Annotated in this window: 20 protein-coding genes and 1 pseudogene; 14 read left to right on the top strand and 7 right to left on the bottom strand. The window is 71.0% G+C overall.

Annotated features, from left to right (window positions below):
* Positions 1–136 precede the first annotated feature (136 nt).
* Positions 137–2,023 carry an ABC transporter ATP-binding protein gene (locus tag RM788_RS40055; protein WP_315925050.1) on the top strand — a complete coding sequence of 629 codons (1,887 nt, stop codon included), beginning with the start codon at positions 137–139 and terminating at the stop codon, positions 2,021–2,023.
* On the opposite strand, the gene RM788_RS40060 is transcribed toward RM788_RS40055, so the two are convergent.
* Positions 1,995–3,596 (bottom strand): penicillin-binding transpeptidase domain-containing protein, encoded by a 1,602-nt coding sequence (locus RM788_RS40060; protein ID WP_315925052.1) that lies wholly within the window; start codon positions 3,594–3,596, stop codon positions 1,995–1,997. The genes RM788_RS40055 and RM788_RS40060 overlap by 29 nt on opposite strands.
* Positions 3,597–3,709: 113 nt before the next feature.
* Entirely contained in the window at positions 3,710–4,450 is a 741-nt protein-coding gene (locus tag RM788_RS40065; protein WP_315925054.1) for an SIS domain-containing protein, read from the bottom strand.
* Between the two features lie 123 nt (positions 4,451–4,573).
* Here RM788_RS40065 and RM788_RS40070 point away from each other — a divergent pair, with 123 nt between their 5' ends.
* Both RM788_RS40070 and RM788_RS40075 read left to right on the top strand, forming a co-directional pair.
* Positions 4,574–5,329, top strand: a complete 756-nt coding sequence (locus RM788_RS40070; protein ID WP_315925056.1) for a DeoR/GlpR family DNA-binding transcription regulator — start codon at positions 4,574–4,576, stop codon at positions 5,327–5,329.
* Entirely contained in the window at positions 5,322–6,500 is a 1,179-nt protein-coding gene (locus RM788_RS40075) for an MFS transporter (RefSeq protein ID WP_315925058.1), read from the top strand. The genes RM788_RS40070 and RM788_RS40075 overlap by 8 nt, the downstream gene beginning before the upstream one ends.
* Here the strand turns inward: RM788_RS40075 and RM788_RS40080 are convergent.
* The 3 genes and pseudogenes from RM788_RS40080 to RM788_RS40090 form a co-directional block, all read right to left on the bottom strand.
* Positions 6,480–7,055 carry a nucleotidyltransferase family protein gene (locus RM788_RS40080; protein WP_315925060.1) on the bottom strand — a complete coding sequence of 192 codons (576 nt, stop codon included), beginning with the start codon at positions 7,053–7,055 and terminating at the stop codon, positions 6,480–6,482. The genes RM788_RS40075 and RM788_RS40080 overlap by 21 nt on opposite strands.
* Before the next feature lie 4 nt (positions 7,056–7,059).
* Positions 7,060–7,236: pseudogene (locus RM788_RS40085) on the bottom strand (helix-turn-helix transcriptional regulator); the annotation flags it as partial.
* 78 nt (positions 7,237–7,314) lie between these two features.
* Complete coding sequence (locus RM788_RS40090; RefSeq protein WP_315925064.1) at positions 7,315–8,145, bottom strand: alpha/beta fold hydrolase; 831 nt, start codon at positions 8,143–8,145, stop codon at positions 7,315–7,317.
* Positions 8,146–8,227: 82 nt separating this feature from the next.
* Between RM788_RS40090 and RM788_RS40095 the strand changes: the two genes are divergently transcribed.
* From RM788_RS40095 to RM788_RS40140, 10 genes are all read left to right on the top strand, one after another.
* Positions 8,228–8,920 carry an alpha/beta hydrolase family protein gene (locus tag RM788_RS40095; protein WP_315925066.1) on the top strand — a complete coding sequence of 231 codons (693 nt, stop codon included), beginning with the start codon at positions 8,228–8,230 and terminating at the stop codon, positions 8,918–8,920.
* 14 nt (positions 8,921–8,934) lie between these two features.
* Positions 8,935–10,209 carry an NAD(P)/FAD-dependent oxidoreductase gene (locus tag RM788_RS40100; RefSeq protein ID WP_315925068.1) on the top strand — a complete coding sequence of 425 codons (1,275 nt, stop codon included), beginning with the start codon at positions 8,935–8,937 and terminating at the stop codon, positions 10,207–10,209.
* Positions 10,203–10,928 (top strand): DUF1365 domain-containing protein, encoded by a 726-nt coding sequence (locus tag RM788_RS40105; protein WP_315934879.1) that lies wholly within the window; start codon positions 10,203–10,205, stop codon positions 10,926–10,928. The genes RM788_RS40100 and RM788_RS40105 overlap by 7 nt, the downstream gene beginning before the upstream one ends.
* On the top strand, positions 10,925–12,166 hold the full coding sequence (locus tag RM788_RS40110) for a class I SAM-dependent methyltransferase (protein ID WP_315925070.1): 1,242 nt from the start codon (positions 10,925–10,927) through the stop codon (positions 12,164–12,166). The genes RM788_RS40105 and RM788_RS40110 overlap by 4 nt, the downstream gene beginning before the upstream one ends.
* 167 nt (positions 12,167–12,333) lie before the next feature.
* Positions 12,334–13,029 carry an RNA polymerase sigma factor ShbA gene (shbA, locus tag RM788_RS40115; protein ID WP_315925072.1) on the top strand — a complete coding sequence of 232 codons (696 nt, stop codon included), beginning with the start codon at positions 12,334–12,336 and terminating at the stop codon, positions 13,027–13,029.
* A 27-nt stretch (positions 13,030–13,056) separates the two neighbouring features.
* Positions 13,057–14,094 (top strand): PfkB family carbohydrate kinase, encoded by a 1,038-nt coding sequence (locus RM788_RS40120; RefSeq protein WP_315925074.1) that lies wholly within the window; start codon positions 13,057–13,059, stop codon positions 14,092–14,094.
* 539 nt (positions 14,095–14,633) lie between these two features.
* On the top strand, positions 14,634–16,745 hold the full coding sequence (locus RM788_RS40125; protein WP_315925076.1) for a transglycosylase domain-containing protein: 2,112 nt from the start codon (positions 14,634–14,636) through the stop codon (positions 16,743–16,745).
* A gap of 468 nt (positions 16,746–17,213) precedes the next feature.
* The gene (locus RM788_RS40130) at positions 17,214–18,011 is read left to right on the top strand and encodes a M23 family metallopeptidase (protein ID WP_315925078.1); all 798 of its coding nucleotides are present in this window, start codon (positions 17,214–17,216) and stop codon (positions 18,009–18,011) included.
* Between the two features lie 602 nt (positions 18,012–18,613).
* Positions 18,614–19,564 carry an LLM class F420-dependent oxidoreductase gene (locus RM788_RS40135; protein WP_315925080.1) on the top strand — a complete coding sequence of 317 codons (951 nt, stop codon included), beginning with the start codon at positions 18,614–18,616 and terminating at the stop codon, positions 19,562–19,564.
* Between the two features lie 4 nt (positions 19,565–19,568).
* Positions 19,569–20,174, top strand: a complete 606-nt coding sequence (locus RM788_RS40140; protein WP_315925082.1) for a TetR/AcrR family transcriptional regulator — start codon at positions 19,569–19,571, stop codon at positions 20,172–20,174.
* Positions 20,175–20,198: 24 nt separating this feature from the next.
* On the opposite strand, the gene RM788_RS40145 is transcribed toward RM788_RS40140, so the two are convergent.
* Together RM788_RS40145 and RM788_RS40150 are read right to left on the bottom strand one after the other, a co-directional pair.
* A complete protein-coding gene (locus RM788_RS40145) occupies positions 20,199–20,546 on the bottom strand; it encodes a VOC family protein (RefSeq protein ID WP_315925084.1) in 348 nt (115 codons plus the stop codon).
* Positions 20,547–20,576: 30 nt separating this feature from the next.
* On the bottom strand, positions 20,577–21,035 hold the full coding sequence (locus RM788_RS40150; protein ID WP_315925087.1) for a peroxiredoxin: 459 nt from the start codon (positions 21,033–21,035) through the stop codon (positions 20,577–20,579).
* Between the two features lie 106 nt (positions 21,036–21,141).
* On the opposite strand from RM788_RS40150, the gene RM788_RS40155 reads away from it, so the two are divergent.
* The gene (locus RM788_RS40155) at positions 21,142–22,062 is read left to right on the top strand and encodes a LacI family DNA-binding transcriptional regulator (RefSeq protein ID WP_315934880.1); all 921 of its coding nucleotides are present in this window, start codon (positions 21,142–21,144) and stop codon (positions 22,060–22,062) included.
* Positions 22,063–22,112 lie beyond the last annotated feature (50 nt).

The raw sequence follows: 22,112 nt of genomic DNA on the forward strand, positions 1-22,112 counted from the left end.
CAACACACAGCTCAACACACCCAACGAACACCTCCACCACTTCGCCCCCCGACGAACAGGGAAGCACCGACCCACCCGAAGCGTTCCCCTTCAGGTGGACAGCGGATACGGTGCCTGGGGCCTGATGATGAGCGCGATGCGCGCTGGCGAAACCCCCAAAGGGGTACGCGCCGGCACACTGCGCCGAGTACTCACCTTCGCAAGACCCCACCACTCCAAACTCGTCACTTTCCTCCTCCTCACCGTCGTCTCCTCCGTCCTGGCCGTCAGCACCCCCGTCCTAGCCGGCCGAGTGGTGGACGCCATCGTCAACGGCAGCGCGGTCTCCGTGGTCGTCTGGCTCGCGATCACCATCGCCGTCATCGCCGTCATCGACGCCGGCCTGGGCCTCCTCGAACGCTGGCAGTCGACCAGGATCGGCGAAGGCCTCATCTACGACCTCCGCCGCGCCGTCTTCGAACACGTCCAGCGCATGCCGGTCGCCTTCTTCACCCGCACCCGCACCGGCGCCCTGGTCAGCCGCCTCAACAACGACGTCATCGGCGCCCAACGAGCCTTCACCTCGACCCTCTCGGGCGTGGTCACCAACGTCATCCAGCTGACCCTGACCCTCGTCGTCATGCTCACCCTGTCGTGGCAGGTCACCCTCCTGGCGCTGGTGCTGCTCCCGATCTTCGTGCTCCCCGCACGCCGGATGGGCAACCGCATGGCCGACCTCCAGCGCGAAGCCGCCAACCTCAACGCGGGCATGACCACCCAGATGACCGAACGCTTCTCCGCCCCCGGCGCCACCCTGGTCAAGCTCTTCGGCCGCCCCCGCGAGGAAGCCACCGAGTTCGGCGACCGCGCCCTGCGGGTCCGCGACATCGGCATCCGCACCGCCATGGCCACCCGCTGGTTCATGACCGGCCTGACCCTGGTCTCCGCGCTGGCGCAGGCGCTCGTCTACGGCCTGGGCGGCTACCTGGCGCTCACCGGCCACCTGGCCGCGGGCACGGTCGTATCCCTCGCACTCCTGCTCTCCCGCCTCTACTCCCCGCTCACGGCCCTGGCCAACGCGCGAGTGGACGTGATGACGGCCTTGGTCAGCTTCGAACGGGTCTTCGAAGTCCTGGACCTCAAGCCCATGATCGAAGAGGCCGAGAAGCCCAAGCCCGTCCCCGACGGCCCCGTCTCCGTCGAATTCCACGACGTCCGCTTCGGCTACCCGTCAGCGGACAAGGTCTCCCTCGCCTCCCTCGAGTCGGTCAGCACCCTCGACACCCGAGGCGGCCAGGAAGTCCTGCACGGCATCAGCTTCCGCGCCGAACCCGGCCAGCTGGTCGCACTCGTCGGCTCCTCCGGCGCGGGCAAGTCCACGATCGCGTCACTGGTCCCGCGCCTCTACGACGTGGAATCCGGCTCCGTCGCGCTGTCCGATGTGGACGTTCGCGAACTCGGCTTCGACGACGTCCGGGACGCGGTCGGCGTGGTGACCCAGGACGGGCACCTGTTCCACGACACCATCCGCGCGAACCTCCTCTACGCCCGTCCGAAGGCCTCCGACGAGGAGCTGTGGGACGCGATCGCCCGCGCCCGGCTCGGCACGCTGATCGAGTCGCTGCCCGACGGCCTGGAAACCGTGGTGGGCGAACGGGGTTACCGGCTGTCCGGCGGTGAGCGGCAGCGGCTGACGATCGCCCGCCTGCTGCTGGCCCGCCCCCGCGTGGTCATCCTCGACGAGGCGACCGCGCACCTGGACTCGGAGTCGGAGACGGCCGTGCAGGCCGCGCTGACCGAGGCCCTGCGCGGCCGCACGGCCCTGGTCATCGCGCACCGGCTGTCCACGATCCGCGCCGCCGACCAGATCCTGGTCGTGGAGGACGGCGAGATCGTGGAACGTGGCGGCCACCGCGAACTGCTGGAGGCCGAGGGGCGCTACGCCGAGCTGTACCACACCCAGTTCGACGAGACGCCGCAGGTGAGCGTGGTGGAGACGCCGAAGCTCTCGCTGGTCACAGCGGACCGAGAAAAGTCGCGGTGACGCCGACGGCGGCTTTCGACGAGCCGCCGTCCACCACGAGCACCGCGAACGCCATGGTGCCCCGGTAGCCGACGAACCAGCCGTGCGCGTGGGTGCCGTCGCCGAACTGGGCGGTCCCGGTCTTGCCGGACACCGCGCCGAAGCCGCCGAGCGCGGTCGCGGTGCCGCCGGTGACGACCTCGCGCATCATCGGCCGCAACGCCTGCGCGGCGTCGGCGGGCAGCGCGGTCGGCGCGGTGTTGACCTTCGTCGGGATCTCGCGGATCAGCTGCGGGGTCGGCGTCCTCCCGGTGGCCACGGTGGCGGCGGCCAGCGCCATGCCGAACGGCGTGGTCTGCACCTTGCCCTGCCCGATGCCGTTCTCGACGCGTTCGGCGACGTCGACGGCGGGCGGCACCTTGCCGGTGTTGGTGGAGATCCCGGCGACGTCGTAGTCGGCGCCGATCCCGAACTGGCGGGCGGTCGTGGTGAGCGCGCTGTCGGACATCTCGCCCGCGAGCTTGCCGAACGTGGTGTTGCACGACTGCGCGAACGCCTGCCGCAGCGGCACCGCGCCGAGGTCGAACTTGCCCTCGTTGGGGATCTTGCGGGTGCCGACGACCGCTTCGCCGGGGCATTCGACCGTGGTGTCGACGGTGACCGCGCCGCCCTCGATGGCGGCGGCCGCGGTGACCATCTTGAACGTCGAGCCCGGTTCGTGCAGGTAGCCGAGCGCGACCGGGCCGGTGGCGGTGGCTGCCGCGTTCTGCGCCACCGCCAGGATCTCGCCGGTGCCGGTGTCGATCGCGACGATGGCGGCCTCCTGCGGCACGCCGTCGACCGCTGCCTGCGCGGCGTCCTGCACGGCCTTGTCGAGGGTGACGGTCACCGACTGGGTGACGACCGCCTGCTTCTCCTGCACGGTGGCCACCGGCGCGTCCGCCGCGTCCACGACGAGCACCTTCCAGCCGGGTTTGCCGCCGGTGCCGCCGACCTCGCCCCGCACGCCCGGCAGCACGGCCTTGGCGTAGTCGCCGGTGTCCTCGGGCAGGGGCTTCCCGTCGCGGTCGAGCACCGAGCCCTGGCTCGACACCGGTTCGAACTTCAGCGCCTGGCCCTCGACGAGCGCCGGGTGCAGCGCCGCGGGTGTCCAGTGCACCCGCCACTGCTTGCCGTCGCGCTTCACCTCGAACGCGGTCCGGTAGGTCCACGGGGCGCCGCCGGGCAGCGTCCAGGTCACGTCGGCGGGGATCGTCGTCGCCGTGACCTCGGCGCCGATCGCCGGGATCGCCCCGAGCCGCGCGGTGTACGCGGCGGTGGACATGGCGATCCTGGAGCGGCCGAGCGCCGCTCTCGCGGGCTGCTCCGCGTCGGTGGTCGCCGCGGCCCCGGCGACGTCACCGGCGGCGAACGCCGCGATGAAGTCCTGCACGACGGTGCCGGGTGTCCTCGATCCCGGCTCCTCGACCTCGAAGACGGCCGACCCCGTCGACGGGTCGTCCGACCCCCACACCACCGCGCCGCCGATCCCGATGACCACGGCGGCCGCCAGGCCGCCGCCGATCAGCACCAAACGACGTCGTTTCTCCTGCATTGACCGTGAACCCCCACTCGTCGACACCCCGGAAGGGTGCCACCCCATGAGGTGAAGGTAGCGGGGCGGTGTGGAGGTTCCGTGACGATTCGGGGGTGATCCACCACCGGTGGTCAGCCCAGCTGGGGGATCCGCGTCTGGTAGTGGCGCAGCATGTCCGCGTTCGCCGCGTCGCCGCCCTCGACGTTCGCGCTGCGCCACAGCGGCAGGTGCACGTTCTGCTCGGCGGCCTTGTCGAACAGCCGCACCATGAGCAGGTTCCACAGGAACGCGGTGGCGATGGTCGAGATGGCTGCGGTGACCGGCTCGTCGACCGGGTAGGTGGCGTCGCCGGGCGGCACCACGTTGTCCAGCACCACGGTCGCGACCTCGGCGAGCGTCGTGCCCGCGCGGCGGGGGGCCAGGGCGCTGGCGGCGACCGACGTGACCGCGACGACCGGGCAGCCCGCGTCGACGGCCTGGATCGCCAACTCGACCGGGTAGGGGTTGACCCCGGAGGTGGAGAACACGAACAGCACGTCGTGCGCGGCCAGGCCGGTGTCGGCCAGCACCTCCGCGGCCAGTCCGGTGCGGCGTTCGGCCGCGGTGCTGCTGATCGCGCCGTGCATCGGCAGCAGTTCGGGGTGGTAGACGGGGCGCACGCAGGCCAGGCCGCCCGCCCGGTAGAACGTCTCGGCGACCGCGGCCAGCGAGTGGCCCGCGCCCGCTGTGAGGATCATGCCGTCCGCGAGGACGCTGGCCAGGACCAGTTCGGCGACGTCGTCGAGCGCCGACGCGTTGTGCTGCTCCACCTTCAGCAGGTGGTCGCGCACGACGTTGCCGTAGTCGGATCCGGTCACGGTCTCGCTCGTCATGCGGTGGTCCTCCGTCGTCAGCGTTTCCAGTGGTCCACACCACTGGATGTGGCTAGTCCTACCCGATGCGCGCACTTCGCGAAAGTCTTGCGAAACGAACATCCTTCGTGTTCGTATGAACACATGGATGGTGCGAAACGGCATGAGTTGATACTCCAGAGCCTGCGCCAGGGGGAACGGGTCGCGGTGGGGGAGCTCGCCGAGCTGACCGGCTGCTCGGAGATGACGATCCGGCGCGACCTGGACACGCTGGAGCGCGAGGGCCTGCTGCGCCGGGTGCGCGGCGCGGCGGTCGGGATGCTGACCGGCGAAGAGGTGCCCTACGCCGCGCGCGGCAAGCAGCGGATCGAGGCGAAGCGCCGCATCGCGCTCGCCGTCGCGGAGCTGATCGACGACGGCGAGAGCATCGTGGTCGACGGCGGCAGCACCACGCTGGAGGCGGCCAAGCTGCTGACCGAACGCCGTCTGACCGTCCTCCCGCTGTCCCTGCACGTCGCGAACGCCCTGCGCGGCGCCGAACGCGTCCGCCTGGTGCTGCCCGGTGGCGACCTGCGCCCCGGCGAGCTGTCGTTCGTCGGCCCGCTCACCGAGTACGCGTTCCAGGTCATGCGCTTCGACACCATGGTGCTCGGGAGCTGCGGGCTGAGCGTGCGCAACGGGGTCTCGTCGCACGACCTCCAGGAGGGTGCTGTGAAGAAGGCCGCCGTGACCGCTTCCGCGAGGGTGATCGCCGCTGTGGACGGGTCGAAGTTCGGGCGCACGGCGTTCGGGCGGGTCTGCGGGATCGAGGCCATCGACGTGCTGGTGACCGACGAGGACGCGCCTGCCGACGAGATCGCCGCCGTCCGCGACGCAGGGGTGGAGGTGCGCCTTGTCTGACCCGACCTCGGACACGGGTTCCGGTACGGCGGTGGCCTCGCGGTCGAAGGTCGCGCGGGTCTCGACGGCGTTGGTGTTCGCGGTCCACGCGGCGGTGTTCGCCGCTTGGACCCCGCACATCCCGGAGGTGAAGGACCGGCTCGGCCTCAACGACGGCACGCTGGGGCTCGCGCTGCTCGGCGCCCCGGTCGGGTCGGTGATCGCGATGCTCGCCGCGGGCGGTGCGATCGCCCGGTGGGGCAGCAGGCGCGTGGTGCTGCTGACCTTCGTCGCGTACGCGCTGGTCTCGCCCGCGCTGGGGTTCGTGCCCGCGCCGGTGTGGCTGTTCGTCGCGCTGGCGTTCTGGGGCGGGTTCCAGGGTGCGCTGGACGTGGCGATGAACTCGCAGGGGATCGCGGTGGAGGCGGCCTACCGGCGGCCGATCCTGTCGAGCTTCCACGCCTGGTGGAGCGCGGGGGCGTTCGTGGGGGTGGGGATCGGGGCGCTGGCCGTGGCGACGGGGGTGGACCTGCGGGTGCAGATGATCGTGTTCACGGTGGTGCTGCTGCTGGCGGCGTGGCCGTTGACGCGGGGGATGTTCGGGGACGACCGGGCCGTGGACGAGCACAAGCTGGGGCTGCCGTGGCGGGACCGGCGGGTGCTGCTGCTGGGGGCGGTGATGTTCGGCGGGCTGCTGTGCGAGGGGGCGATCGGCGACTGGGCGGCGGTCTACCTGCGGGACACGGTCGGGGTGCCGGTGGGGCAGGTGGGGCTCGGGTACGCGGTGTTCGCGGTGATGATGTTCCTGGGACGTGTCGGCGGGGACGGGTGGGTGGCGCGGTTCGGGCCCGCCCGTGTGGTCGGGGGGTTGGCCGCCGCCGGCGGGATCGCGTTCGGGGTGGCGCTGGTGGTGGGGGAGTTCTGGCTGGTGCTGGTGGGTTTCGGGGTGTTCGGGCTCGGGATCGCCTGCGTGGTGCCGGTGGTGTTCAGCTCGGCGGCGGCGCAGTCGGACGCGCATGCCGGGCAGGCGATCGCCGGCGTGGCCACGGCCGGGTGGGCCGGTTTCCTGCTGGGGCCGCCGCTGATCGGGCTGGTGTCGCACGCGACGTCGTTGCAGTTGGCGTTGGGGGTGCTGCCGTTGTGCTGCCTGGGGATCGCGGTGGCCGCCCGGTCACTCCGACCAGCGGGCTAGGTCCTCCGGCCGGTCCACGTCCGCGCCGTCGGCGACGTCCTCGCAGGGCACCAGCCGGACGGCGTGGGCGCGCAGGTAGTCGCGGGCGCCCGCGTCGCCGGTGGAGGTCGCCAGGACGCCCGCCCAGTGGTCCCGGCCGATCAGCACGGGGTGGCCAGGTTCGCCGTGGAAACTGGCGCGGGCCAGGGCGTCCGGGGTGGCGAGGGCCGACAGCCGCAGGACGGCCTCGGTGGTGACGCCGGGGGTGTCCACCGGCAGCACCAGGACGGCGTCGGCGGTGGTGTCCGCGGCGGCGGCGAGGGCGACTCGGAGGGAGGAGCCCATGCCGGTGGCCCAGTCGGGGTTGTCCAGGACCAGGGCGTGCGGCAGGCGGGCGCGTTCGCGCACCTCGGCGGCTGACGCGCCCAGCACGACGACCACCGGGGAGCAGCCCGCTCGTCGCAGGGTCTCGGTGGCGGTCTCCACGAACAGCGCGCCGCTGTGGCGGATCAGGGCTTTCGGCGAGCCGAAGCGCCTGCCCGCGCCCGCCGCGAGCAGGACCCCGGCTGTCGACATGCGGTCAGACTAGGGCCTCGTGTCCGATGAGGTCGGCGCGGCGGCCGACGCCGAGCTTGCGGTACACCCTGGTCAGGTGCTGCTCGACCGTGCTCACGGTGATGTGCAGGCGCTTCGCGATCGCCCGGTTGGTGTGGCCACCGGCGGCGAGGGTCGCGACCCGCCACTCCGAGTAGGTCAACTCCGTCATGCACTGATCACGCGGTAGGGGTCGGATCGGTTCACCCGGTGGCCTACATCTGCCACATCGGGAGGAGTCTCAGCGCACCGAGAGATGGGCCAGCAGCAGGCTCGTCATCAACTCCGAGGCCTCGTCCGGGATCCAGTGCGAGACGTCCTCGACCATCTGGAAGTGGTAGGGCCCGGTGACCCAGTTCTCGGTGTCGAACGCCGCCGCCGAACCGAACGCGGCGTCCTCGGTGCTCCACACGTACATCGTCGGCACGGACACCTTGTCGATCCGCCCGCCCGCGCGGCCGGCGCGGTACCAGTTGAGCGCCGCCGTCATCGCGCCCGGCTCGGACAGCCGCCGCACGTACTCGTCGACCCTGCTGGGGAGCACCTTCCAGTCGAAGATCCGGCGCAGCGCCTCGCCGTCGTTGTCGAGCATCCGCTGCTCGGTGTTCGAGTTGCGCCACTCGGACATGTACGCCGACCGCGCGTGCTGGTCCTCGTCGGTGCGGATCGCCGCGGACAGCGCGGCCGGGTGCGGCGTCGAGACGGCGGTGAGGGAGCGCAGCCGGTCGGGGTGGTCGGCGGCGGTCCACCAGCCGACCGCGGCACCCCAGTCGTGGCCGACCAGGTCGAACACCGGCCAGGCGAGTTCGTCGGCGATGGCGAGGACGTCGTCGACGAGTTCGCCCATCCCGTAGTTCGCCACGCCGTCGGGCCGCACGCCGGGGGAGTAGCCGCGCTGGTCGGGCGCGACGGCGCGGTAGCCCTGGCCGCCGAGCACGTCGACCTGGTGCTCCCAGACGGACGCGGCCTGCGGGAAACCGTGCAGCAGCAGCACCGGTCGGCCGGTCTCGGGACCCGCCGCGATCGCGTCGAAGGTGCCTGCCGGAGTGGGGATGTTCAGGTGGTCGACCACCGGACGAACAGTAGTGCGTGAAATCCGTGTGATCTGGATCGCAATGCTCAACCAGGAGTCCCCAGGACACGAACATGTCGGCATGGAGCCCCAAGTCGACGTGCTGTCGCCGTCGGCCGACGTGCGCGCCGTGGCCCTCGTGCTGCACGGCGGTCGGTCGCGCGGCCGAGGCCGGGTGAACCGCTACCAGTTGGCCGTCCTGCGGATGGTGCCGTTCGGTCGCGCGTTGCGCGCGGCGGGGCGCGACCACGGGCTCGAGGTGCGGATGCTGCGCTACCGCGTGCGCGGCTGGAACGCCCCCGACCTGGACCCGGTCCGCGACGCCGAGTGGGCGCTCGCCGGGATCGACGAGGCGCACCCCGGCGTGCCGGTGGTGCTGGTCGGCCACTCGATGGGCGGCCGCACCGCGCTGCGCGTCGCGGGGCACCCGTCGGTGGTCGCGGTCTGCGCGCTGGCACCGTGGATCGAGCCCGGCGAGCCGTACTCGCAGCTCGCGGGCCGTTCGCTGCTGATCGCGCACGGCGACCGCGAGCGGATGACCGACCCCGCCCAGTCCTACCGGTACGCGGTGGCCGCCAGGCGGGTCGCGAAGCGGGTGGCCAGGTTCTCCGTGCTGGGCGACGGCCACGCGATGCTCAAGCGGGCCGGTGACTGGACCCGGCTGGTCGTGGACTTCGTGCTGGGTGAGCTCGGATTCGAACCGCAGGCACCGGACATCGCGAACGCAATGCGAGCGGCCGACGGTTTGGACGTCCCGCTCAAGACCGCACCCTGACGAGAGGACACCCCGTGGCACAGGAAACCGGACGTCGACGCGTCGCCGTGATCGGCAGCGGGGTGTCCGGTCTGACCGCGGCCTACCTGCTCCAGCGGCAGCACGACGTGCTGCTGTTCGAGGCGGACGACCGGCTGGGCGGCCACGCGCACACCCACGAGCTGCCGACCCCGGACGGCCGCACCGCGATGGTCGACAGCGGGTTCATCGTCCACAACGAGCGGACCTACCCGAACCTGCTGCGGTTGTTCCGCGAGCTGGGGGTGTCCACGCAGGACTCCGAGATGTCGATGAGCGTGCGCTGCGACGGCTGCGGCCTGGAGTACGCGGGGGCCCGCAGGCTGCCCGGCCTGTTCGCCCAGCCGCGCAACCTGGCCAAGCCCGCCTACCTGCGGATGCTGGCCGAGGTGACCCGCTTCCACCGGCACGCCCGCAGGCTGCTCGCCGCGCCGGACACCGAGGACGTCACGCTCGGCACGTTCCTGGCCATCGGCGGCTACTCGCGCTACTTCGTCGACCACTTCGTGGTGCCGGTGGTGTCCGCGGTCTGGTCCTCGGGCCCCGGCCTGAGCACCCGCTACCCGGCGCGCTACCTGTTCGAGTTCCTGGCCAACCACGGGATGCTCGCCATCGGCGGCACCCCGCAGTGGCGCACGGTCGTCGGCGGCTCGCGCAGCTACGTGGAGCGCGCGGTCAAGGGCCTCACCGCCGTGCACGTGTCGACCCCGGTCCGCTCGCTGGTCCGCACCGCCGACGGCGTCGAGCTGCGCGACGACGCCGACCAGCGCCACGTGGTCGACAAGGTCGTCGTCGCCACGCACCCCGACCAGGCGCTGCGGCTGCTCGGCGATGCGACTCCCGCCGAACGGGCCGTGCTCGGCGCGTTCACCTACTCCCGCAACGAGACCTGGCTGCACAACGACGCGAGCGTGCTGCCGGTCAGCGCGGGCGCCAAGGCCTCGTGGAACCTGCTCAAGACCTCGTGCCGCGAGGACTCCGGCCCGGTCGTCGTGAGCTACCACATGAACCGGCTCATGCGGATGGTCGAACCGCTCGACTACGTCGTCACGCTCAACGCGTCCGACCGGATCGACGAGCGCAAGGCCATCGCGAAGATGGTCTACGAGCACCCGGTCTACACGCCGGAGTCCGTTGCCGCGCAACGACGTCTGCCCGGCCTCAACACCGGCGTGACCGCGTTCGCGGGCGCCTACCAGGGGTGGGGCTTCCACGAGGACGGCTGCGCGTCGGGCGTGCGGGCGGCGGAGAGCCTCGGGGTGCGCTGGTGACGGCGCTCTACGAGGCCGAGGTCAGCCACACCCGGCGCGAGCGGATCGACCGCGCGTTCAGCCACCGGGTCTACCTCTGGCTGGTCGACCTCGACCGGCTGCCGCGGCTCCCGTGGTGGCTGCGGCCGTTCGCCCGCTTCGAGGCCCGCGACCACTTCGGACCGCACGTCGGCACGTCCGCCGAGCGGACCGGGTCCATCCGCGGGAACCTTGACCGGTGGCTTGCCGAACGGGGAGTCGACCTCGCGGGCGGGCGGGTCCTCATGCTCGCCAACGCCCGGCTGCTCGGCCACGTGTTCAACCCGCTGTCCGTCTACTGGTGCCACCGTCCCGACGGGTCGCTGGCGTGCGTCGTGGCCGAGGTCCACAACACCTACGGCGAGCGCCACCCGTACCTGCTCCACACCGATCCGGTCGGCCGCGCCCAGGTCGACAAGGCTTTCTACGTGTCGCCGTTCCTGGAGATGGGCGGCCGCTACCTCATGCGGCTGCCCGAGCCCGGTGAGCGGCTGTCGGTGACCATCGCCCTGCGGCAGGACGGGAAGACCCCGTTCACCGCGGGCCTGCACGGCACCCGGACCGCCGCCACACCCGCGAACCTGGCCCGCCTGCTGGTCCGCCGCCCGCTGATGACGCTCCGCGTCTCCACCCTCATCCGCGCCCACGGCATCGCGCTGTGGCTGCGCCGCCTGCCGATCATCCCCAGGAGTAGCCGATGAGCACGATCGACGTCTCGGTGCCCCGCCCGAACCAGGGTGTGTGGCCGGGTCTGCGCACGCCCCCCAACTCCCCGGTCAAGGCGCGGATCGCCGAGGCGCTGTTCCGCCGCGCGGTCCGGTCGCTGCCGGTCCGCGTCGTGCTCCCCGACGGCGTGCGGCTCGGCGCGGGCGGCCCCGACGCGCCGGTCATGCGCGTCCACCGCCCCGCGGCCTTCTTCCACCGCCTCGGCGCGGACGCGAAGATCGGCTTCGGCGAGGCGTACATGGTGGGGGACTGGAGCACGACGGCGCTCGCCGACCTGCTCAGCGCGTTCGCCGCGAAGCTGACCACGCTGATCCCGCCGAAGCTGCAACTGATGCGCCGGTGGGTCGAGCTGCGCCACCCGGACTCCGAGGTGAACTCGGTCGAGGGCGCGCGGGAGAACATCCACCGCCACTACGACCTGTCGAACGACCTGTTCGCCACGTTCCTCGACGAGACCATGAGCTACTCCTCGGCCCTGTTCGAGGGCACCGGCGACCGCGACCTGGTGCCGGGCCAGCTCCGCAAGATCGACGGCGTCCTCGACTACGCCGGGGTCCGCGAGGGCAGCCGGGTGCTGGAGATCGGCACCGGCTGGGGCGCGCTGGCCGTGCGGGCCGCGCAGCGCGGCGCCACCGTGACGTCGCTGACCATCTCCGCCGAGCAGCGCAAGCTCGCCCAGGAGCGGGTCGCCGCGGCCGGGCTGTCCGACCGGGTCGACATCCACCTGCGCGACTACCGCGAGGAGCACGGGGAGTACGACGCCGTGGTCAGCGTGGAGATGATCGAGGCCGTCGGCGCCGAGTACTGGCCGACCTACTTCGGCGTGCTCGACCGGGTGCTCGTGCCCGGCGGTCGGGTCGGGTTGCAGGCCATCACGATGCCGCACGACCGGATGCTGGCCAGCGCGCAGAGCTACACGTGGATCCACAAGTACGTGTTCCCCGGCGGCCTGATCCCGTCCGTGCAGGCGATCGACAAGACCGTCCGCGAGCACACAGCGCTGCGCGAGGTGTCCTCCCGCGCGTTCGGCCTCGACTACGCCGAGACCCTGCGGCAGTGGCGCGAGACGTTCCTGAGCAGGTGGAACGACATCAACGGCTTCGGCTTCGACGACACGTTCCGGCGGATGTGGGAGTTCTACCTCGCCTACTCCGAGGCGGGGTTCCGGGTCGGCTACCTGGACGTCCGGCAGTTCGCATACGTGAAATCGTGACGCGTTGGGCCGATCGGTCGACAGGTGACGCCCGTCCGGGTGCCGATCGACCCCTTCGGACCATCTTCGTGGTCAGCTTTATGGGAAGCGGTATCAGCGGCACCTCTGGGGACTCCTCTCCTGTGAGCCGGGCAATGCCGGGACGCTTGCAGTGAGGAGGTCGCCGGATGGTCCACCCATCGTCTGTGCGCAGTGGTGTCGACTTCGGCCCCGGCACGGACGGCGAAGACACCCCGGTCGGTCGGCCCCACGTCCGGTTGATCACGGGGTCCGCCGCTCCCGTCGTGAGCACCCAGTGGCTCGTCGAGGCGGAGCTGGTCGACATCGTCGACCAGGCCCTCGTGGGCAATCGAAGAGCGGTCGACCAGCTGCTGGCCAGGATCCAGCCGCTGGTGCTGCGCTACTGCCGCGCCCGCGTCGGCAGCCGCGAGCGCACGCTGGTCTCGGCCGACGACATCGCCCAGGAGGTCTGCCTGGCGGTGGTGTCCGCGCTGTCCAAGTACCGCTACGAGCCCGGCTCGTTCCTCGCCTTCGTGTACGGCATCGCGGCCCACAAGGTCGCCGACGCCCGCAGGCGGGCCGTGCGCAGCCGCTCGGAGGTCGTGCCGGAACTGCCCGACTGCCCCACGCTGGAGGCGGGTCCGGAGCAGCGCGCCATGAACGGCGAGACGCTGGAGCACGTCGTCCAGATGCTGCACCGCCTGCCCGACCGGCAGCGCGAGATCCTCGTGCTGCGCGTGGCCGTGGGCCTCACCGCCGAGGAGACGGCCGCCGCCGTCGGCTCCACGCCGGGCGCCGTCCGGGTCGCCCAGCACCGCGCGCTCGCCCGACTCCGCGAGATGTTGGCGGCGGTTGACGGTTAGTCCGCCGTCGGCCGGCATCGTATGGGCATGACCACCGCCGAAACGCCCGCCTTCGACGTGCTGTTGTCGGGCACGGTGTTCCTGGACATCATCTTCACCGGCCTGCCCCGCCCGCCCGCCGCGGGCACCGAGGTCTGGGCCGACGGCCTCGGCTCGTGCCCCGGCGGCATCGCCAACCTCGCGGTGGCGCTGAGCAGGCTCCAACTGCGCACCGCGCTGGCCGCCGCGTTCGGTGAGGACGTCTACGGCGACTTCTGCTGGGAGACCCTCTCCGAACAGGAGGGCGTCGACCTCAGCTACTGCCGCCGCTTCTACGGCTGGCACTCGCCGGTGACCGTGTCGATGGCCATGGAGAACGACCGCAGCATGGTCACCCACGGCCACCGCCCACCCGTGTCGGCCGACGCCCTGCTCGCCACCCCGCCACCCACCAGGGCCGCCTTCGTGCACATCCAGCCGGAGGAGGAGAAGTGGGTGAGCCTGGCCAAGGCCCAGGGCGCCCTGCTGTTCGCCGACATCGGCTGGGACCGCACCGAGGCGTGGGCCCCCTCACTGCTCAACCGCCTCGACGGCTACGACTTCTTCCTCCCGAACGACGCCGAGGCGACCCACTACACCCGCAAGGACACCGCCGAGGAAGCCGCCGTCGCCCTCGCCGAATTCGTCCCCGTGGTCGTCGTCACCCGAGGCGGCGGCGGCGCGTTCGCCTACGACTCCTCCACCGGCGAGAAGGCCGACGTCCCAGGCCTCAACGTCGCACCACTCGACTCCACCGGCGCGGGCGACGTCTTCGGCGCCGGCTTCGTCCTAGGCACCCTCGCGGGCTGGCCGCTGGAACACCGCGTCCGCTTCGCCAACCTCTGCGCCGCCCTGTCCGTCCAGCACTTCGGCGGCTCCCTCTCCGCCCCCGGCTGGGGAGACATCGCCGCCTGGTGGCGCACCGTGGGCAAACGCGACGAGGGCGACCTGCGCGCCTACAGCTTCCTCGACGACCTGCTACCCGGCCACACCAACTCCGAGGTCCGCCGCGCCAGCGCCACCATCAGACTCCACGGCCCGCATTAACACGGCCAACCACCAACCAACCAGGAGCAGGTCAGGGCTGCCCAACCACAACGGCACCCAACCCGACCTGCCTTCGACCACCCATCGAGCAGCACTCGTCCGCCGTGCGGCCGGCTTTACTCGGGGTTTTTCGGCCCTGCACTTTCGACGGCGAGCAGGAGCACTACCACCTGCCCTTTTAGACCGCCGAGGGCCAAAAAGAGGGGCCCCAAGTCAAGCCGGCCGCACCCGGAGCACGGCGGCTCCGACCCCCAGCGACCCATCCCAACACCCAACGACCCACCCCAACACCCGGTGACCCCCACCACCCCACACCCCATCACCCACGGTGTACCCCCCACCCCGATCGGGTACTACCACCCCGTACCACGGTGATCCTCGTGCACGCCCTTACCAGCGCCACAACAGCGCAGGAGTAGTTTCACACCCGTCGCCGGTGTGATCGAGCAGAAACTGCCCTTCGTCGAGCAACCTGACCACGGTCCCGTGCGACTTATAAGGACAAGGGGAATTCTCCGCCGGAAGGGGTTGCGGGTTTCGTGTTCGCGCGTGCGACGGGACTGGTCAAGTTGGTGGGGTTGTGCCTCGCGGCGGGCGTGCTGCTCGCGGCGGTCATGTTCCCCGTCGTCGGGGGGCTGGGCCTCGCGTCCAACCGCGCGGCGGACACGGTGGACCAGACTTCCGGTGAACTGGCCAAGGGGGAGCTGCCCCTGGTGACCACCGTCCTGGACATGAACGGCGCTCCCATCGCGTACCTGTACGACCAGTACCGGATCCCGGTGTCGTTCGACCAGATCTCGGACACCATGAAGGCCGCGATCATCGCGATCGAGGACAAGCGGTTCTTCGAGCACGGTGGTGTCGACTGGCAGGGCATCGCCCGCGCGGCCGCCAAGGCGGGCGCCGAGGGCGAGGTGTCGCAGGGCGCGTCGACCCTGACGCAGCAGTACGTGAAGAACTACCTCGCGTTCGTCATCGGCGGGGGTTCGGACGAGGCGTACGAGAAGGCGACCGAGGCGACCGCGGCCCGCAAGCTGCGCGAGGCCCGTGTGGCCCTGCAGCTCGAGCAGGTGATGACGAAGAACGAGATCCTCACCGCGTACCTGAACATCGTCCCGTTCGGCAACGGCACCTACGGCATCGGCGCGGCGGCCAAGGCGTACTTCGACACCACCCCGGACAAGCTGACCGTGCCGCAGGCGGCGATGCTCGCCGGCCTGGTCAACCAGCCCAGCGTGCTGAACCCCGGCAACGGCGTGGAAGCCGCGATCAAGCGCCGCAACACGGTGATCGACCGGATGCGCGACAACAACGCGTTCGGCACCGACAAGGTGGCCGCGGACGCGAAGGCCACCGAGTTCAAGGCCGCCGAGGCCGGTGTCGTGCCGGACCTCAAGCTGCTGCCCAACGGCTGCGTCGGCGCCGGTGACGGCCCGGTGTACGGCTTCTTCTGCCGCTACCTGGTCGACTACCTGACCAAGTACGGCTTCACCGAGGACCAGCTGCTGCGCGGCGGCTACACGATCAAGACCACGATGGACCCGGTCGCGACCCGTGCCGCCAAGGAAGCCGCCGAGGGGCAGGTCCCCAAGGACACCGAGGGCGTCGCCAACGCGATGGCGGTCGTCGAGCCGGGCGCGGACAAGCACCGCGTGCGCGCGCTGGCCGCGAACCGCGACTTCGGCAACAACGCCGAGGCCGGTCAGAGCGCCTACTCGCTCCCGGCCGAGGTGACCCGCTTCGGCGCGGGCTCCATCTACAAGGTGTTCACGGCCGCGGCGGCGCTGGAGAAGGGCGTCACCGGGATCGACAAGGAGATCGACGTCCCGAACGTCTACACGTCGAAGGTCTTCAAGGACGGCAGCAAGCCGTACACGGTCCGCAACTACTCCAACGGCGCCGACCAGAAGATGACGCTGACCAAGGCGCTGGCGACCTCGCCCAACACCGGCTTCATCATCCTGGAGGAGAAGGCCGGCCTCGACAACGTCGTGGACATGGCCTACAAGCTCGGCCTGCGCGAGACGATGCACGACGTGAACAACGCGGGCGACCCGCTGAAGGCCGACGGCTCGAACGGCCCGTCGCAGGGCGACCAGTTCAAGCAGGACAACAGCGGCTCGTTCACCCTCGGGCCGGGCGCGACCAGCGTGCTGGAGCTGTCCAACGTCGCCGCGACCATCGTCGGCCACGGCACGTGGTGCCCGCCGACGCCCGTCGAGGAGGTCCTCGACCGCGACGGCAAGCCCGTGCCGCTCAAGGAGCCCGCGTGCGAGCAGGCCGTGGCGCCGGAGCTGGCGGACTCGCTGGCCGTGGGCATGAGCCAGGACGCGGTGTCCGGCACCGCGGCGGGCGCGGCCAGGGGCTTCAACCGCCCGATGATCGGCAAGACCGGCACGACCGAGAACTACTGGTCCGTCGCGTTCATCGGCGCGACCCCGCAGTACGCGGGCGCGGTCATGACGTTCACCGACGGTGTCGCCCCGCAGATCATCTGCAACGCCGCCGCGCCCCGGCTGTGCGGCAACGGCAGCACGGTCGGCCTCACCGGTGGTGAGGTGGCCGCTCCGACCTGGTTCAACGCCATGAAGGTGATCCACGAGGGCAAGCCCGTCGTGCCACTGCCACCGGCCGCCCCCAGGTACAAGTAGTCACCGCTCATCGACCGCCCCGCTGGCCCTGTGCTAGCGGGGCGGTTCTCGTTCGGGTGACTTGCACGATCAAGCTAGTGACCTGCGGTGATGGTTGTGCCGGGCTATTGGTCTGCAAATCGGGTAACGGTCAATTCCTGCGCCGTGTAACGGCGAATGTCGAGACTCAGCAGTCTATCGTCACTCTGAGTAGTAAACCGTGGGGTATGTCACCAATACGCCCACTTGGCGACTGAAGGCTTGCCGCAGTTCGTCACTTCGGGTTACGTTCCCTGGCGCTTGTCACGGTTCGGTAACTAGCAGGACACGGCGTCGTCCCCGAACGACCCCGCCCGGATCCCCCGCCGGCCGTCCTGACCGGACTCCCCGAGGTAGAAAGGCACACTCTTGGCCAGGCACAACACTGCGCGCGGCCGAAGCGTGTTCACGGCACCCCCGAAGGCCGAAGGCCGCCGTGGAGCGCACCGCGTGGAGATCAACACCCCCACCTTCGGCGGCCGCGTGGTCGCCGTGGCCGTGGCAGCAGGAGCACTCGCCACCACCGCGGGCGTCGTCAACGGCTGGGGCTCGGTCGACCAGCCCCTCAACGCCATGGCGACGAACATGGACCTCGCCGCGAAGATCGCGGGCAGCACCGCCGCACCGCAGGCCCAGCAGCAGACCGTGCACGTCATCAAGCCCGGTCTGGAAGCCGCGAAGCTCATGCGCGCCCAGCAGTTGGACGCGGGCCAGCACGTCGACCAGGCACTCCGGTTCGCCCAGGACGGCTACAACGCCAGGCAGGCCGAGATCCAGCGCAAGGCCGACGCCGACGCCGCCGAGAAGGCCAGGGTCGCCGACGAGAACGCCAAGATCGCCGCCCAGGAAGCCGCCAAGCGCCCCGCGGTGGTCAAACCCGCCGAGGGCACCTTCACCTCCGGCTTCGGCGGTCGCTGGGGCACCACCCACTACGGCGTCGACATCGCCAACGCCATCGGCACCCCCATCGTCTCCGCCATGGACGGCGTCGTCATCGAAGCCGGCCCCGCCAGCGGCTTCGGCCTGTGGGTGCGCGTCCAGCACACCGACGGCACCATCACCATCTACGGCCACGTCAACGAGATCATCGCCAACACCGGCACCCAGGTGAAGGCGGGCGACCTCATCGCCACCATCGGCAACCGCGGCGAATCCACCGGCCCGCACCTGCACTTCGAGGTCTGGGTCAACGGCTCCCAGAAGATCGACCCGCAGGCCTGGCTCGCAGAACGCGGCATCACCCTCTAGACCCGCTTGGCCCAGCGCCCAGCGGTCGGCAGAACAACGCCACCCCATCCGCTACCCGGCCACCACCGCCACGCCCCGGTCCGGCGAAGCCCGGATGCCTTGTCCGCCGCGGAGCGTCGGATGTCCTGTTCGGTGCGGAGCGCCGGATGCCCTGTCCGGCGAAGCCCGGATGCCTTATCCGCCGCAGAGCGGACGGATGCTCGATCCGGCGAAGCTCGGATACCCAAGTCCGCCGCGGAGCGCCGGATGCCTTGTCCGATGCGGAGCATCGGCTGCCCCGAGTCAGGCGCAGCCTGATGCCCTGTCAGGCGCAGCCTGATGCTGGCGAAGCCAGACCTCCCCACCCGCCCCCGATCCGAAGCCTGCTCTCGCTTCACCCCCGTTTGTCAAGATGGCTTTATCGTCTTGACAAACGGGGGTGAAGCGCTGGAGACAATATGGCGACGGGGGGCGTTTCGCTCCCCAAACCCAACCCCGCACCAACCCCGCGCCAGCCTCACCCCAAACCACCCCAAACTCAGAACTCAACATACCGACCAGTCGGTACCCAAGGTAAGCTCCCCACCACGCACCATCAGGCCGCGTGCAACGAGGAGGCGCAAGTGGGTCGTTGGGGAATCACGCTGCCGTTGACCGGTGTCCCGGTCCTGCAACACCGGGACCTGGTGGCCGAGCTGTCCGACCTGGGCTACACCGACGTCTGGTCCGCCGAAACCGCCGGACCCGACGCCTTCACACCCCTGGCCCTCGCCGCCCAGTGGTCCGACAGGATCCGACTGGGCACGGCCATCGTCCCCGTCTACACCCGAGGCCCGGCTCTGCTCGCGATGAGCGCCGCCACCGCCGCCGAGGTGTCCGGCGGGCGGTTCGTGCTGGGGATCGGGTCGTCGTCGCCGGCGATCGTGAACCGCTGGAACGCCGCCGAGTTCACCGAGCCCTTCAAGCGCACCCGCGACACCCTCCGCTTCCTCAAGGCGGCGCTGGCGGGGGAAAAGGTCACCGAGGACTACGACACGTTCTCGGTGAAGGGCTTCCGGCTGGAGCGCGCGCCCGAGCAGCGCGTGCCGATCATGCTGGCCGCCCTGCGCCCGAACATGCTGCGCCTGGCCGCGAAGGAAGCCGACGGCGCGATCACGAACTGGCTGGGCGCCGGCGACGTGGCGAAGGTGCGCGGCGAACTGGGTGACGCCGAGCTGGCGGCGCGGATCTTCGTGTGCCCCACCGAGGACGCGGACTCCGCGCGGGCGCTGGGCAGGATGCTGATCAGCACCTACCTGACCGTTCCCGCGTACGCGGCGTTCCACGACTGGCTCGGGCGCGGCGACGCGCTGGCGCCGATGCACGAGGCGTGGGCGGCGGGCGACCGCAAGGCCGCGAACAGGCTGGTGCCGGACGAGGTGGTGGACGAGCTGATCGTGCACGGCAGCGCGGAGCACTGCCGCGAGCGGGTCGCCCAGTACGCGGCCAACGGCGTGGACACCCCGATCATCGCGCTGCTGCCCACCGGGGCGGACCAGGTCGACCTGGTCCGCGCGCTGGCGCCAGGGGCGTGAGGTCGTGGCGCGACGCGGAGGCGTCGGCGAGCTGAGCCGGACCGAGAACCGGATCATGGCGGCCGCGGTGCGGCTGTTCGCCGCGAAGGGCTTCGACGCGACGACGGTGCAGGAGGTGGTGGAGGCCGCCGAGGTCACCAAGGGGGCGCTCTACCACTACTTCGGTTCCAAGGACGACCTGCTCTACGAGATCTACCGGTCGCTGATCGGCAGGCAGATGGCCGACCTGGACCGCATCCTGGCGCTCGACGCCGATCCGGCGGCGACCGTGCGCGCGATCATCGTCAGCCTCGTCGAGACCACCGCGTCCAGCGCCGACGAGACGGCGGTGTTCATGCGCGAGATGCACCGGCTGGACGCGGACCTGATGGTGACGTTCCGGGCGGAGCGCAGGCGCTACCACGAGACGTTCCGCGCGGTCGTGGAGCAGGCGCAGGCCAGCGGCCGGTTCAGCACCGTCGTCCCTGCCGAGACGACGGTGCTGATCGCGCTGGGCGTGATCAACCAGCTGCCCACCTGGTACCGGCCGGACGGCCCGAAGTCCGCGACGCGGTTGGGCGGCGAGATAGCGGACTTCGTGCTGGCCGCCCTGCGCCCGGTGGACCGCTGAGCACTTCCGGTCAGGACGGTCGGGTCAGTCCCACACCAGGCAGAACGTGTGCCCGACGGGGTCGGTGAAGACCTGGAAGTCATCGCCGTCGGCGCTGAGCCTGCGGCCACCGAGTTCGACGATCCGACGGGCGGCCTCGTCCAGGTCGGTGCGCGCGATCTCCACGTCCAGGTGGAACTGCTGCGACCCCTTGGGGTCCGGGAAGGTCGGCGGTTCGTGCTCCGGGGAGAGCTGGAACGCGAACCGCCTGCCGTCGTCGTCGGTGACGGCCACCCAGTCGTGCTCCTCCGCGGTGATCTTCCCGCCGATCAGCTCGACGTAGAAGTCCGCCAGCGCACGGGGGTCGCGGGTGTCGAGGACTACCGTTCTCACTTTTCCGATCATGCGGCCGGGGTACCCGGATCACGCCTTGGCATGCTCCCGGAGCACGGTCAGCGCCTTGTCCGCGTGCGTGTTCATGCCCAGCTCGCTCTTCACGACCTCGATCACCCGGCTGTCCACGCCGATGACGAAGGTGTGCCGCTTCACCGGCAGCGGCCCGAACCGGCGCTTCACGCCGAAGGTCGAGGCGACCTCGCCGTCCACGTCGGACAGCAGCGGGTAGTCGAAGCCGTTGAGGTCGGAGAACTGCTTCTGCCGCAGGACCGAGTCGGTGCTGATCCCCACCCGTTGGGCGCCGACCTCGGCGAACTCGGCGGCGAGGTCGCGGAAGTGGCAGCTTTCCGCCGTGCACCCGCCGGTCATCGCGGCCGGGTAGAAGAACAGCACGACCGGACCGTCTTCCAGCAGCGCCGACAGCGTGCGGGAGGCGCCGTCCTGGTCGGGGAGGGTGAAGTCGGGGACGAGATCGCCGGTCTTCATGCAGGGGGTCCTTCCACGGGACGACAGGTCTTCACAGGGTGTTCGGGGAAAGCCCACCGTACGGTTCTCAGTAGGCTTGGTGATCAGGGAGGTGGACGTGACCAGCATGTCCGACGTGGCGCGCGCCGCCGGTGTGTCCGCCGCCACGGTGTCCCGCGCCCTGCGCGGCGAGCCGGGGGTTTCCGAGGCGACCAGGCGGTACGTCACCGAGATCGCCAAGAAGATGAAGTACGCGATCGCCCGCGACGCCTCCAGCCTGGCGGGCGGGCGCCGGTTCGCCATCGCGGTGCTGACCGGCGACGTCGGGCGGGGCGACCTGCTGGCGGGCGCCGAGGGCGCGCTGCGGCAGGCGGGGTTCGACGTGCTGCTCTACGTGCTCGGCGACGGGGAGTCGCGGGCCGGGTTCTTCGAGGAGATGCCGCTGGGCCGCAGGGTCGACGGGGTCCTGGCGCTGTCGATCACCCTGGCGGAGTCGGAGTCGGCCGCGCTGGCGACGCTGGACGTGCCGGTGGTGCGGGTCGACGACGGCGACCTGCGCAGCGCGCTGCGGATGGCGGTCGGGCACCTGATCGGGCTGGGCCACCGCGACATCGCGCTGGTGCTGGCCGACGGCGTCGACGAGTCCTACGACGAGGTGCTGGTGGCCGAGGGCCTCGCGATCCGTCCCGAGTGGACCCTGTGGTCGTCCCCGACGGTGGTCGGCGGCGAGCAGGTGGCGGACGCGCTGCTCGACGGCGAGCACCTGCCCACCGCCGTGATCAGCTCCGACGGCGAGGTCGCGCTCGGCGTGTTCATGCGGCTGCGGCGCGACGGCCGGGCCATCCCCGCGGACGTCAGCCTGATCAGCCTGGACGACCGGGACCTCGCCCGCGCGGTCGGCATCACCGCCATCGAGGGCGCGCTGCGCGAGGAGGGCGAACGGGCGGTGGCCGCGCTGCTCGGCAGCATCCGCGGCGATGGCGGATCATCGGTGCACGGGCTGTCCGCGCGGCTGGTCGTGCGGGACTCCACCGGCCCGGTGGCATGACGCACGGTGACCACGCGGTGGACGACTCGACCGCCCTGACACGACGCACT

It is taken from the genome of Umezawaea sp. Da 62-37, from assembly GCF_032460545.1.
In the GTDB taxonomy this organism is placed as follows: Bacteria; Actinomycetota; Actinomycetes; order Mycobacteriales; family Pseudonocardiaceae; genus Umezawaea.

Bases quoted from the DNA above. Each gene is read 5' to 3' on its own strand.
- RM788_RS40055 (WP_315925050.1), top strand. From the start codon at position 137: ATGCGCGCTGGCGAAACCCCCAAAGGGGTACGCGCCGGCACACTGCGC.
- RM788_RS40060 (WP_315925052.1), bottom strand. From the start codon at position 3,596: ATGCAGGAGAAACGACGTCGTTTGGTGCTGATCGGCGGCGGCCTGGCG.
- RM788_RS40065 (WP_315925054.1), bottom strand. From the start codon at position 4,450: ATGACGAGCGAGACCGTGACCGGATCCGACTACGGCAACGTCGTGCGC.
- RM788_RS40070 (WP_315925056.1), top strand. From the start codon at position 4,574: ATGGATGGTGCGAAACGGCATGAGTTGATACTCCAGAGCCTGCGCCAG.
- RM788_RS40080 (WP_315925060.1), bottom strand. From the start codon at position 7,055: ATGTCGACAGCCGGGGTCCTGCTCGCGGCGGGCGCGGGCAGGCGCTTC.
- RM788_RS40095 (WP_315925066.1), top strand. From the start codon at position 8,228: ATGGAGCCCCAAGTCGACGTGCTGTCGCCGTCGGCCGACGTGCGCGCC.
- RM788_RS40110 (WP_315925070.1), top strand. From the start codon at position 10,925: ATGAGCACGATCGACGTCTCGGTGCCCCGCCCGAACCAGGGTGTGTGG.
- shbA (WP_315925072.1), top strand. From the start codon at position 12,334: ATGGTCCACCCATCGTCTGTGCGCAGTGGTGTCGACTTCGGCCCCGGC.
- RM788_RS40120 (WP_315925074.1), top strand. From the start codon at position 13,057: ATGACCACCGCCGAAACGCCCGCCTTCGACGTGCTGTTGTCGGGCACG.
- RM788_RS40150 (WP_315925087.1), bottom strand. From the start codon at position 21,035: ATGAAGACCGGCGATCTCGTCCCCGACTTCACCCTCCCCGACCAGGAC.
- RM788_RS40155 (WP_315934880.1), top strand. From the start codon at position 21,142: ATGTCCGACGTGGCGCGCGCCGCCGGTGTGTCCGCCGCCACGGTGTCC.